Annotated in this window: 9 protein-coding genes and 1 pseudogene; 5 read left to right on the top strand and 5 right to left on the bottom strand. The window is 69.4% G+C overall.

What is annotated here, in order from left to right:
• Window positions 1-23 precede the first annotated feature (23 nt).
• Both D7W79_RS29305 and sthA read left to right on the top strand, forming a co-directional pair.
• Window positions 24-803 (top strand): annotated as a pseudogene (locus tag D7W79_RS29305) (pseudouridine synthase); the annotation flags it as partial.
• Between the two features lie 82 nt (window positions 804-885).
• Window positions 886-2,289, top strand: coding sequence for a Si-specific NAD(P)(+) transhydrogenase (gene sthA / locus D7W79_RS29300; protein ID WP_120528678.1), 1,404 nt, complete (start codon window positions 886-888; stop codon window positions 2,287-2,289).
• A gap of 9 nt (window positions 2,290-2,298) precedes the next feature.
• Here sthA and encD read toward each other — a convergent pair whose 3' ends face one another.
• Together encD and D7W79_RS29290 are read right to left on the bottom strand one after the other, a co-directional pair.
• Window positions 2,299-2,643 (bottom strand): encapsulin nanocompartment cargo ferric reductase EncD, encoded by a 345-nt coding sequence (encD, locus tag D7W79_RS29295; RefSeq protein ID WP_120528679.1) that lies wholly within the window; start codon window positions 2,641-2,643, stop codon window positions 2,299-2,301.
• Between the two features lie 10 nt (window positions 2,644-2,653).
• Complete coding sequence (locus D7W79_RS29290) at window positions 2,654-3,016, bottom strand: nuclear transport factor 2 family protein (protein WP_120528677.1); 363 nt, start codon at window positions 3,014-3,016, stop codon at window positions 2,654-2,656.
• Window positions 3,017-3,173: 157 nt separating this feature from the next.
• Here D7W79_RS29290 and fusA point away from each other — a divergent pair, with 157 nt between their 5' ends.
• The 3 genes from fusA to D7W79_RS29275 all read left to right on the top strand — a co-directional run bounded on the left by fusA (window position 3,174) and on the right by D7W79_RS29275 (window position 8,367).
• Complete coding sequence (gene fusA, locus D7W79_RS29285; RefSeq protein ID WP_120528676.1) at window positions 3,174-5,291, top strand: elongation factor G; 2,118 nt, start codon at window positions 3,174-3,176, stop codon at window positions 5,289-5,291.
• Window positions 5,292-5,412: 121 nt separating this feature from the next.
• The gene (locus D7W79_RS29280; RefSeq protein WP_120528675.1) at window positions 5,413-7,341 is read left to right on the top strand and encodes an ABC-F family ATP-binding cassette domain-containing protein; all 1,929 of its coding nucleotides are present in this window, start codon (window positions 5,413-5,415) and stop codon (window positions 7,339-7,341) included.
• A 111-nt stretch (window positions 7,342-7,452) separates the two neighbouring features.
• The gene (locus tag D7W79_RS29275) at window positions 7,453-8,367 is read left to right on the top strand and encodes a flagellar motor protein MotB (RefSeq protein ID WP_120528674.1); all 915 of its coding nucleotides are present in this window, start codon (window positions 7,453-7,455) and stop codon (window positions 8,365-8,367) included.
• A 10-nt stretch (window positions 8,368-8,377) separates the two neighbouring features.
• Here the strand turns inward: D7W79_RS29275 and D7W79_RS29270 are convergent, their stop codons facing one another.
• The 3 genes from D7W79_RS29270 to D7W79_RS29260 form a co-directional block, all read right to left on the bottom strand.
• Window positions 8,378-10,273, bottom strand: coding sequence for an OPT family oligopeptide transporter (locus D7W79_RS29270; protein WP_120528673.1), 1,896 nt, complete (start codon window positions 10,271-10,273; stop codon window positions 8,378-8,380).
• 62 nt (window positions 10,274-10,335) lie between these two features.
• Window positions 10,336-10,818, bottom strand: coding sequence for an FKBP-type peptidyl-prolyl cis-trans isomerase (locus D7W79_RS29265; protein ID WP_120528672.1), 483 nt, complete (start codon window positions 10,816-10,818; stop codon window positions 10,336-10,338).
• 73 nt (window positions 10,819-10,891) lie between these two features.
• A complete protein-coding gene (locus tag D7W79_RS29260; protein ID WP_120528671.1) occupies window positions 10,892-12,169 on the bottom strand; it encodes a dicarboxylate/amino acid:cation symporter in 1,278 nt (425 codons plus the stop codon).
• Between the last annotated feature and the right edge of the window lie 98 nt (window positions 12,170-12,267).

The raw sequence follows: 12,267 nt of genomic DNA, 5'->3' as shown, positions 1-12,267 counted from the left end.
GTGTATAAGAGACACGCCCCAACCGCTGGGAGGGCAAGGAGAAGCCGGACTGGCTCTCCCGAGCGCTCGCCCGCGCGGGCGCCATGCCCCAGGACGAGGCGGAGGCCGCCATCAAGGCGGGCCGCGTGAGCGTCAACGGCCGCGTGGCGACGACGCCGCTGACGCCCGTGCCGCCCGACGCCGTCATCAAGGTGGACGGGCTGCCGGTGCGCAAGGAGGTGCCCTCGCACGTGCTGGCCTTCCACAAGCCCCCGGGCGTGCTGACCTCCACCGCGCGCCAGCACCGCACGGGCACGGTGTTCGAGATCCTCCTGCCGCAGCTGCCCCTGGAGCTGAACCGCTTCACCTGGCACGCCGTGGGCCGGCTGGACGTGGACACCACGGGCCTCTTGCTCTTCACCAACGACGACAAGCTGGTGGCCCACTGCACGTCCCCGGAGACGAACCTCCCCAAGCGCTACGTGGCCACGGTGTTCAGCGTCGCGGACGACGCGAAGGTGGAGCCGCTGCGCCAGGGCATGATGCTGGACGACGGCCCCGCCCGCCCCGCCGTCGTGCGCGTGCGCGACGAGCACACGGTGGAGGTGACGCTCACCGAAGGCCGTCACCACCAGGTGAAGCGCATGCTGGGCGCCGTGGGGCTGCCCGCCCGGGCGCTCCACCGGGAGGCCGTGGGCGACATCACCCTGGAGGGAATCCCGGAGAGCGGCTTCCGGCTCCTCACCGACGCGGAGATCCGCGAGAAGCTGCACTACACCGGCCGTGCTCCCGCGGGCCCCGTCAGCGAGTCCGAGGACGCCTGAGCGCCAGACCAGCGCGGGGAACCCGGCCAGGGCCGTGACTTCGCGCTGCCCTGCTCCCCACGGTGGGGTTAGGGTGCGGCCCATGGCGGACTTCGACCTGGTGGTCATCGGCTCTGGCCCCGCGGGGGAATGGGGCGCGGTACAGGCTTCGCTCGCGGGCAAGCGGGTGGCGGTGGTGGAGCGGGAGCCCGTGCTCGGCGGCACCGCGGCCAACACCGGCACCCTTCCCTCCAAGACGCTGCGCGAGACGGCGCTGCACCTGTCCGGCTTCAAGGCGCGCGGCCTCTACAGCGTGGACGCGACGCTGCGCCACGAGGCCACCGTCTCCGACTTCCTCTTCCGCGAGCGCCGCGTGAAGCAGATGGAGCGCGAGCGCATCCACAAGAACCTCCAGCGCCACGGCGTGACGGTGTTCCAGGGCTCCGGCGCCTTCCTGGACGCGCACACCGTCGCCGTGAAGCGCGACGGCGCGGAGGTCGCGAAGCTCACCGCCGGCACCGTCCTCATCGCCACCGGCTCCACGCCCTACCGCCCGCCGCTGTACCCCTTCGGCGACCCGCGCGTGCACGACTCGGATGAGATCCTCGACATCACCACCCTGCCCCGCACGCTGGTGGTGGTGGGCGGCGGCGTCATCGGCTGCGAGTACGCGTGCATGTTCGCCGCGCTTGGCATCCCGGTGACGCTGGTGGAGGTGAAGAACGAGCTGCTGTCCTTCCTGGACGTGGAGATTGGCCAGCTCTTGCGTGACTGCATGGAGACGCTGGGCGTGCGGCTGCGCCTGGGCCAGACGGTGGAGTCCGCGCACGTCCCGGAGTCGCACGAGGAGCCCATCCGCCTGAAGCTGTCCACCGGCGAGGTGCTGGAGGCGGATCAGGTGCTGGTCGCCTCCGGCCGCACGTCGAACACCGCGGGCCTGGGCATCGAGGCGCTGGGCATCAAGCAGGGCAAGCGCGGGCAGATTGAAGTGGGGCTCGCGTACCAGACGGCCGTGCCGCACATCTACGCGGTGGGGGACGTCATCGGCTTCCCGGCGCTGGCCTCCACGTCCATGGAGCAGGCCCGCATCGCCGTGGAGCACGCGTTCGGCCCGGGCAAGCGCACGCTCACGCCCATCCTGCCCTACGGCATCTACACCATCCCGGAGGTGTCCATGGCCGGCGACACGGAGGAGTCCCTGCGCTCGCGCAGCGTCCCCTACGTCGTCGGCCGGGCCACCTTCGACACCAACCCGCGCGGGCAGATCATCGGGGAGCGGCAGGGCATGCTGAAGCTGCTCTTCCACCGCGACAACATGAAGCTCTTGGGCGTGCACGTGCTGGGCGAGCAGGCCTCGGAGCTGGTGCACGTGGGGCTCACCGCGCTGCTCACCGGCGCCACCGCGCAGCTCTTCGTGGAGACCTGCTTCAACTACCCGACGCTGTCGGAGGCCTACAAGGCCGCCACCTACGACGCGCTGGATCAGGTCCGCGTCAGCAGCGCCTGAGCCCCCGCGCTAGCGCGAGTCCTTGAGGCTGCCCACGGTGAGGCCCGACTCCAGCCGGGCCGCCCGGTTCACCCCGTCCCCGGACACCCGGGCCAGGGGGGGCGCGACGGCGGGCGGCGCGGCCTTCGAGGCCGACGGCTTGGGGGCAGCCCCCGTGGAGGCGCCGCCCCGCCCCGGGGCGCCCTGGAGCAACGAGCGGATGCGCTCCCAGCGAACCTTCTCCTCCGCCATCAGCCGCACCAGCTCCTCACGGGCGGACGCGTCCGGCAGGCTGGAGGCGGCCGCCGCCACCTTGTCCATGAAGGGCAGCAGGTATCCGAAGTCCCGGTCGAAGCTGTTGGGAGGGTTCGCCATGGAGGGCACCTTAGCCGTGGTAGACGCGTGACGCGACGATGCGCCCGCCCTTCACCTCCAGCACCTCCGCCACCGGCAGGGGGGCCTCGTTGGGCGCGTGGCGCAGGTACTCCATGAACACCCGGTCCCCGTCCGCCGTGAGGGCCGTCTCCTCGTAGCGCAGGCCCGGCAGCCGGGCGATGGCGTCCCTCCACCACCGCTCCAGGGCCGGCCGGCCCACCAGGCGCCCGCCCGTCTCCGGATGCAGGACGCGAATCTTGGGCGAGGTGTGTGTTGCATCCTCCGCGTACAGGGCAACCAGCGCGGTGACGTCGTGGGCGTTGAAGGCCTTGAGCCATGCCCGGGCCAGGGAGAAGTTTTCGCTCGCGCTCATTGTTATGAGACCTCAGTCGGAACAGGGACGGCGGAACGTAGGCGGATGTACGCCCCACGTCATGCGGATTTGTCTGGTAACTGGGTCCTGTGGGAAGTAAGGGCCCCGCCTGCTCTGTTCCCTCAGGCAATTTTTTCAATCGAAGAAGGACCGGATCGTGGCCTCCAACGTACCCATCGAGAAGATTCGTAACATCGGTATCTCTGCCCACATCGACTCGGGCAAGACGACGCTCTCCGAGCGCATCCTGTTCTACACGGGCAAGATCCACGAGATCCACGAGGTCCGCGGCAAGGACGGCGTGGGCGCGATCATGGACTCGATGGACCTGGAGCGTGAGAAGGGCATCACCATCCAGTCCGCCGCCACGTACGCGATGTGGGGCGACCACAACATCAACCTGATCGACACCCCGGGACACGTGGACTTCACCATCGAGGTGGAGCGCGCGCTCCGCGTCCTCGACGGTGCCATCCTGGTGCTCTGCTCCGTGTCGGGCGTGCAGTCGCAGTCCATCACGGTGGACCGCCAGATGAAGCGCTACAAGGTTCCGCGCATCGCGTTCATCAACAAGATGGACCGCTCGGGCGCGAACTATGATCGCGTCGCCTCGCAGCTGAAGGAGAAGCTGGGCCACCACGCGGTGAAGCTCCAGTACCCCATCGGCGCCGAGGACCGCTTCCAGGGCCTCATCGACCTGCTGTCGATGAAGGCGTACTACTTCGACGGTGAGAACGGCGAGCACGTGCGCGAGGAGGCCATCCCCGCGGACATGCTGGACGAGGCCAAGCTGCGCCGTGACGAGATGATCGAAGGCATCGCCAACGTCGACGACGAGCTGGGCGAGGCGTTCCTCATGGACCCGGGCTCCATCACCGAGCCCCAGCTGCGCGCCGCCGTGCGCCGCGCCACCATCGCGCTGAAGATGACGCCGGTGATGTGCGGCTCCGCGTACAAGAACAAGGGCGTGCAGCTGCTCCTGAACGCGGTGTGCAGCTACCTGCCGAACCCCAAGGAAGCGACCAACGAGGCCCTCGACCAGAAGAACAACGAGGCCAAGGTCATCCTGGAGTCGGACCCGTCCAAGCCCTTCGTCGGCCTGGCGTTCAAGCTGGAAGACGGCCGCTACGGCCAGCTCACCTACATGCGCATCTACCAGGGCAAGGTGAGCAAGGGTGACTTCATCGTCAACCAGGTGAACCAGAAGAAGGTCAAGGTTCCGCGCATCGTCCGCATGCACGCGTCGGAAATGCACGACGTCAACGACGCCACGGCCGGCGACATCGTCGCGCTGTTCGGCATCGAGTGCGCCTCCGGCGACACGTTCACCGACGGCACCGTGCAGTACACGATGACGTCCATGTTCGTGCCGGACGCGGTGATCTCGCTGGCCGTCACGCCGAAGAACCGCGACACGCTGGCGAACTTCTCCAAGGCGCTCAACCGCTTCCACAAGGAAGACCCCACCTTCCGCGTGCGCCGTGACGAAGAGTCCGCGCAGACCATCATCAGCGGCATGGGCGAGCTCCACCTGGAGATCTACATCGAGCGCATGAAGCGCGAGTACAACTGCGAGGTGGTCGCCGGTAAGCCCCAGGTGGCGTACCGCGAGACCATCTCCCAGAAGGGCGAGTTCGCCTACACGCACAAGAAGCAGACCGGTGGTTCCGGTCAGTTCGCGCGCGTGTGCGGCTACGTCGAGCCCCTGCCCTCGGACGCCGTGCAGCAGTACGAGTTCGTGGACGACATCGTCGGTGGCTCCATCCCGCGCGAGTTCATCCCCGCGTGCGACAAGGGCTTCCAGGAGGCCGTGAAGAAGGGCAGCCTCATCGGCTTCCCCGTGGTGGGCCTGCGCGTGGTCATCAACGACGGCGCGTTCCACGCGGTGGACTCGTCCGAAATGGCCTTCAAGACGGCCGCCATCATGGGCTTCCGTGAAGGCTACGCCGCCGCCAAGCCGGTCATCCTCGAGCCGATCATGAAGGTGGAAGTCACGGCTCCGGAAGACTTCCAGGGTTCCGTCGTCGGCCAGCTGAACCAGCGCCGCGGCACCATCATGGAGACGGGCACCGCCGAGGGCTACGTCACGGCGGTGGCGGAAGTGCCGCTGAACACGATGTTCGGCTACTCCACCGACCTGCGCTCCGCGACCCAGGGCAAGGGCGAGTTCACGATGGAGTTCGCCAGGTACTCGCCGGTCCCGCGCAACGAGGCGGAGGCCCTGATGGCGCAGTACAAGGAGAAGCAGGCCGCGGAGCAGGCCGCCCGCAAGTAGTCCGGGTGCCCACGCCGCACTGGCTGTAGGAAGGGCGCTCCCCGCTTCAATGGGGGGCGCCCTTTCGCTTTTGTCGTCCCCCACCGCTTCGCGTTGTCCCCCTTCGAGGAGGTCTCTTCCCGTGACGCTGCTTCGCGCCGCCAACGTCCAGCTCGCCTTCGGCAGCCGCACCGTCTTCGAGGGCCTCACCTTCACCATCGAGGAGGGCGAGCGCGTGGGGCTCGTGGGCGTCAACGGCTCCGGCAAGTCGTCGCTGATGAAAATCCTCGCAGGCGCGGCGAAGCCGGACCTGGGCGAATTGCAGCTGCGCCGGGGCGCGCGCGTCACCTACCTGCCCCAGGAGCCGGAGTTCCCCGAAGGCGCCACCGTGCAGAGCGAGCTGGCCGTGTCCCAGGCGCCGCTGAAGGACGCGCTGGCGGCGCACACGGAGCTGTCGCGGAAGCTGGAGGCGGACCCCGCGCACGCCACCCAGAAGATGCTGGAGCAGCTGTCCGCCCTGAGCGACCGGATTGAACAGGCGGGCGGCTGGGACACGGAGCACCACGCGAAGACGCTCCTGGACCGGCTGGGCGTGAAGGACTGGGACCGGCCGGTGGCGCAGCTGTCCGGCGGCCTGCGCAAGCGCGTGGCCATTGCCCGCGCCCTGCTCACGCGCCCGGACCTGCTGCTCCTGGACGAGCCCACCAACCACCTGGACGCGGACACCGTGGACTGGCTGGAGGACGAGCTGGACAAGCTTCCCGGGGCGCTCCTGCTCGTGACGCACGACCGCTACTTCCTGGACGACCTGGTGGACCGCATCGTCGAAATCCAGCCCGGCGGCGGGCTCATCTCGTATCCCGGCAACTACGCGGCCTACGTGGAGCAGAAGCTCGTCGCCCAGGAGAACGCGGAGACGGCGGAGCACAAGCGCGGACGCTGGATTGCCCAGGAGGTGGCGTGGCTGCGCAAGGGCCCGGAGGCGCGGCGCACCAAGAGCAAGGCCCGCATTGAAAGGGCGCAGAAGCTCCTGGCGGAGAAGGGCTTCCAGCGCCCCAAGGTGGCGGACCTGAAGGTGGTGGCGGCGCCCCGGCTGGGCCACACCGTCATCGAGGCGGAAGGGCTGAAGAAGTCCTTTGGCGACCGCAAGGTGCTGGACGGCGTGGACTTCCGCCTCCAGCGCGGCGAGCGCGTGGGCTTCCTGGGCCCCAACGGCGTGGGCAAGACGACCTTCCTGCGCGTGATGCTGGGCGAAATCCCCGCGGACAGCGGCAAGCTCGTCATCGGGAAGAACACCAAGGTCGCCTACTACGACCAGCAGCGTGCCCAGCTGGATCCGGACCAGACGGTGTACGACGCGGCCTCCAACGGCGAGGACCACGTGGAGCTGGCGGACCGGAAGGTGGCCCTGCGCGACTACCTGGAGGACCTGCTCTTCCCGGTGCCCATGCAGCGCATGAAGGTGGGCGCGCTGTCCGGCGGCGAGCGCAACCGGCTCCTCCTGGCGCGGCTGTTCCTGGAAGGGGCCAACGTGCTGGTGCTGGACGAGCCCACCAACGACCTGGACATCGTCACGCTCAACATCCTGGAGCGCCTGCTGCTGGACTTCGCGGGCAGCACGCTGCTGGTGACGCACGACCGGTACTTCCTCGACAAGGTGGCCACCGCCATCCTCTCCTTCGACGGCGAGGGCAAGGTCACCCGCTACGAGGGCAACTACGACATGTACAAGCGGCTGCGCGAGCAGTCGCAGGCCGCCGCGCTCAAGGCCGCCGCGCCGAAGAAGGACGAGCCCCCGCCCCGCGAGGAGTCCGCCGCGAAGCCCGCGCAGAAGAAGCCCGGGAAGCTCTCCTACAAGGACCAGCGCGAGCTGGACGGCATGGAGGCCACCATCGAGGCCGCGGAGAAGCGCAAGGCGGAGCTGGAGGCGAAGCTGGCCGACCCCGCCGTCTACAGCCAGGGCTCCAAGGTGGCGGAGGTCAACCAGTCCCTGGAGGCCGCCACCGCCGAAGTGGACCGGCTCTATACGCGATGGCAGGAATTGCAGGACCTGGCGGCCGGCACGGCCTGACGCGGCGGTCCTTGCGTAGGACAACCATCAATTGGTGACACCCGCGTGCATGATTTCCGGGCAGGGGGACTCTGGCTAGAGTCCGCGTCCCTCCGCCTCGGGAGTCGTCACGTGTTTCGTCCGGCCTCGGTCCTCGCCGCTGCCCTCTTGTCCCTCCCCTTCTCCGCCCACGCCCTGGAGAGCGGCCCCAAGAGCCCGCTGCCCGTATTCGACCTGCAACGGCTGCACCTGGACCCGGCGGCCCTGGGGTCGTTGGTGGTGGCCACGGGCCGAACGTTGGCGGCCGGGCAGCTGCGGGTGAGTTTGAACTACCACTACGAGCATCTGCCCCTGCATTTCCAGACACGCTGGGAGCCCGGGGATGGCACGGGCCTGGTCGAGAACAAGATGACGGCCCACCTGACGGTGGGCATCGGCGTGCTGTCGTGGATGGACGTGGGGGCGGACGTGCCCTTCATCCTGTCGCAGGGGGGGAAGCCGACGCTGGAGTACTTCGGGCCGGACTCCGGGGGCCTCGCCACGCCGTGGCTGACCGCCCGGGCGGCGCTGCTGCGCCAGACGCGCGGCGCGCCCATCAACCTGGCGGTGGCGCTGACGGCGGGCCTGCCCGTGGGCAGCCGCGAGGCCCTGGCGCACGAGGACTACGCGTGGCAGCCGCGTCTGCAATTGGGCTACGTGGGCGAGGGCTTCCAGGTGGGCGGCGAGGCCGGCGTGTTTCTGCGCAAGCGCCAGGACCTGGCCCCCGCGTCCTACGACCCGCGAGACGTCGTGGGCAATGAGCTGCGATTGGGCGCCACGGTGACGTCGCTGAACGGCGAGACGACGCGCGGCGAGGTGAGCGTGCTCACGGGCATCCCGCTGGACGGAGGGCGCATGGGGGCGGAGCTGCTCATCGCCATCCGCCGCCACGCCCTGTCCAGCCTGGACCTGTACGTCATGGGAGGCCCGGGCGTGGGCGCGGGGTTGGACACGCCCACCTTCCGGTTCGTCGCGGGCGTGTCCTGGGCCACCAGCAAGGTGGACTGAAGAGGCGCCGCTACTTCGGCATGAAGCCGAAGGCCTTCACCATCGCGATGGCGATGCCCAGGAGGCTTTCGCCCGCGATGAAGCCGGAGCTGACGGGCAGCACCGTGGCCTCCGCGAGCTTCGGCTTCAGGCGCTTGATGAGCGCCGCCAGCGCCGCGCCCACGAAGAGGCTGATGGAGCTGGAGCCGGGGATGACCATGGCCAGCCCCAGGCCGGACGCGGTGGGGATGAAGGCCTTCACCTTCGGATGGGCCCAGCGCTCCAGCAGCACCAGCGTGATGCCCAGGAGCGCCCCGGCCAGGGCGCCCACGCGCGCGGTGGGGTGCAGCGCGGACACGCCGGAGGCGAGCATCTTCGACACGCCGGCCCACACCATGGACGAGGGCGCGGGGAACTGCTCCGAGCCCAGCACGTCCGCGGTGGGCACCAGCAGGTTGAAGATGGGCACCACCACCACGGCGCCCGCGGCCACGCCGAACAGCTGCGCGAAGAACTGCTGACGCGGCGACGCGCCCAAGAGCCACCCCGACTTGAGGTCCGTGAGCAGGTCCGCCGAGTGCAGCCCCACGCCGCCGGTGGCGTTGGCGCTCATCACGTTGGCGGGGATGTTGCCCGGCGCCAGGCCTCCGAAGATGAGCTGGGTGACGGGGCCCAGCGCCTTGGTGGGCGTGGTGTCCGTCTCCCCCGTCACGCGCGACGCGACGACGCCCATCACCACCGCCAGCGGGAGCGCGAGCACGCCGGCCCACCAGGGAATCTGGAAGAGGTAGGCCATGAGGAACACGGCCACCGGGCCCAGCAGCGCGAAGCCCAGGGGGAACCACGCCGGGGGGCACTCGATGTCCGCCAGCGGATCCTCGCGCGCGCCTTCCTGGGGCTTCTTGCCCACCAGCGAGCCCAGCGCGGAGAAGGAGCGCACCACGCTCCGCCACTGGAAGGCGAACGACAGCAGGCCGGAGGACACCAGCACCGCGGAGCCCGTCCACAGCGACCAGCCGTTGATGGCCTTGTACGTCACCTCCGGGATGACGCCCTGGCTGAACATGGCCGGCGCCAGGAAGCCGTAGTTGAGGATGGCGCCCAGGAGCATGGACCAGCCGGTGCGGAAGTTCACCAGCGCGCCCGCGCCGATGAGCAACAGGCTGAAGTCGAAGGACAGGGACCACTTGCCGGCCTCGCGGCCCAGGATGGTGAACGGCAGGCTCACCTTCTCCGGCAGGTTCTTGAGCCAGCTGAAGCGCGCGTCGCGCACCAGCACCAGCAGCGCGCCCACCAGCCCCGCGATGCCCAGGAGCCGCGCCTTGCTGCGGGCAGTCTCGCCGTGGCCGTGCAGCGCGCGGATGGTCTCCGCGGTCGCGGTGCCGGTGGGGAACGGCAGCGCTTCGATGTTGATGAGCTGGCGCTTGATGGGGATGGCGGCGAAGACGCCCAGCGCGGAGATGACGGCGAACCACAGCATCAGCCAGCCGGACGACGGCAGCGTGCCGGTGAGCATCAGCAGCGCGGGCACCGCGGCCATGTTGCCGCCGCCCGTCATGTAGCCCGCGGCGGACGCCACGGAGCCCATGGCGTTGTTCTCCAGGTCGGAGAACTCACCGCGCAGCAGCTTCAGCGAGCGCAGCGTGCTGAACACCGCGAAGGCCAGGATGCACGCGGTGATGGTGACGCCCAGGCTCCAGCCCGTCTTGAGGACGACGTAGAGGTTGGACAGACACATCACCGCGCCAATGAGCATCCCGGCGATGACGGCGCGCACGGTGAGCTGCCGCGCGCCGCCCTGGTAGACGTGCTCCCGCCAGTACAGCTCCGGATCCATCGCCGCGGAGGCGCCAGGCCGTTCCGGGACGGCGGCGGGGTCAGGCGCGGGGACGCGGAGCTGGCTGGGGTTCGGGACGGGAGGAGCCATGGGGGGCGCAAGATAGTTCACGCCCCCCGAAGGAACGAAACGCTCCGTGCCGTCCGGCGGCGTTACTCGTGCGCGCCGCCCGGCCCGTGCACGTGGCCGTGCGTGAGCTCTTCCTGCGTCGCGTCACGCACTTCGCGCACGGTGACGTCGAAGTGGAGCGTCTTGCCGGCGAGCGGGTGGTTCAAGTCCACCACGACGGAGTCCGGGTTCACCGTCTGGATGCGCAGGGGGATGTTGCCGTCCTCCGTCTGCGCCATCAGCGTCTGGCCCACCTGGGGCGTGAAGCCCTGCGGCAGCATGCTGCGAGGGACGGTGCGCACGCCCTCCGGGTTGTGGTTGCCGTAGCCCTGATCCGGGCTCACCACCACCTGCTTGCTCTCCCCCGCCCCCAGGCCGTCCAGCGCGCCCTCCAGGCCGGGGACGATCTGCTTGTGCCCGTGCAGATAGGCGAGCGGCTGGCCCGGGGCGCTCTGGTCGATGACCTGCCCGTCCCCCAGGTGGAGGCGGTACTCGAGCGCGACGACGCGACCGTTGGCGATTTTCATGCGGCGGAAGCTCCTTGGCTTCGGGGACGGCGGATGGGACTTCGGTCAAAGGTGGAACCGGGGTGCCACCATGTCAGGCCGCGGGGGACTCCGCCGCCTCCTCGCCGACCGGCCGGTCGGGGGGTTCGCCGCGCGACACGTACACCGCGGCGGCCAGGTCTCCTGTCACGTTGAGCACGGTGCGGCACATGTCCAGGAAGCGGTCCACGCCGAGGATGAGGCCCAGCCCCTCCACGGGGATGTGGAACATGCCGAGGATCATCGCGATGACGGGGATGGAGCCCGCCGGCACGCCCGCGGTGCCGATGCCCGCCAGCACGCAGATGAACATGATGGTCGCCTGCTGCCCCAGGCCCAGCGGTACGCCGTACACCTGCGCGAGGAAGAGGACGGTGACGCCCTCGAAGAGCGCGGTGCCGTTCTGGTTCATGGCGGAGCCGGCGGTGAGCACGAAGCGCGACACGTTGCGCGGCAGCTGGAGGTTCTCCTCCGCGACCTTGAGCGCGGTGGGCAGCGTGGCGCTGGAGGAGGACGTGGAGAAGGCGGTGACGATGGCCAGCCGGCAGGAGCGGAAGAACTCCACCGGGTTGCGTCCGCCCAGGAAGCGCACGGACAGCGAGTACATGACGAACATGTGGATGCTCAACGCCAGCAGCACCACGCCCACGTACGACGCCAGCTGTCCCAGGATGTGGAAGCCCAGCCGCGCCGTCATGGAGAACAGCAGCGCGCCCACGCCCACGGGCGCCAGCTTCAGCACCCCGTCGATGAGCTTCATCATCACGTCGTAGAGCCCCTGGACGACGTCCTTGAGCCGCTGCGCGGGCTCGCCCGGGGTGAGCGCCATGCCCAGGCCGAAGATGAGCGAGAAGACGATGAGGCCAATCATGTCCCCGTCCGCCGCGGCCTTCACCGGGTTGGTGGGCACCATGGACATGAAGAGCGCGCCCGCGGAGGTGTCCCCGGGGGGCGGCGCGGCCTTGATGGCCGTGCCCGTGCGGGCCAGGGCGCGGGCCTCGTCGCTCAGGCCGTCCCCGGGCCTGAGCGTGTTGACGAGCAACAGGCCGATGAGCACGGAGATGACGGAGAAGACGACGGTGTAGCCCAGCGTGCGGGCGCCCAGCCGTCCCACCTGCTTGAGGTCCAGCTCCGCCACGCCGACGACGAGCGCGGAGAACAGGAGCGGCACGACCAGCATCAGGAGCAGGCGGATGAAGATCTGCCCCAGGGGGTTGGTGACGTGCTCGACGGTCCAGGTGAGCCAGTCCGCGCTCCCGAACACGGCGTTGCAGACGAGCCCGGCCACCGCGCCGATGGAAATGCCGAGGAGCATCTTCTGATGGGCCTTCATGAGGGGGCGAAGCCTACCGGCGAAAGGAGGTGGCGCCCACCTCGCGTTCAGGGGAAAGCTTCCGTCCCATCGTGGAATCCCTCGTCCAGCTCACCGAG

The organism is Corallococcus exercitus, from assembly GCF_003611585.1.
In the GTDB taxonomy this organism is placed as follows: Bacteria; Myxococcota; Myxococcia; order Myxococcales; family Myxococcaceae; genus Corallococcus; species Corallococcus exercitus.
Note: the sequence above shows the minus strand (reverse complement) of the source record. Positions and strands in the feature narration are given on the sequence as shown.

Coding starts and splice junctions, on each gene's coding strand:
- encD (WP_120528679.1), bottom strand. CDS start 2,643: ATGGCGAACCCTCCCAACAGCTTCGACCGGGACTTCGGATACCTGCTG.
- D7W79_RS29265 (WP_120528672.1), bottom strand. CDS start 10,818: ATGAAAATCGCCAACGGTCGCGTCGTCGCGCTCGAGTACCGCCTCCAC.
- sthA (WP_120528678.1), top strand. CDS start 886: ATGGCGGACTTCGACCTGGTGGTCATCGGCTCTGGCCCCGCGGGGGAA.
- D7W79_RS29270 (WP_120528673.1), bottom strand. CDS start 10,273: ATGGCTCCTCCCGTCCCGAACCCCAGCCAGCTCCGCGTCCCCGCGCCT.
- D7W79_RS29260 (WP_120528671.1), bottom strand. CDS start 12,169: ATGAAGGCCCATCAGAAGATGCTCCTCGGCATTTCCATCGGCGCGGTG.
- D7W79_RS29290 (WP_120528677.1), bottom strand. CDS start 3,016: ATGAGCGCGAGCGAAAACTTCTCCCTGGCCCGGGCATGGCTCAAGGCC.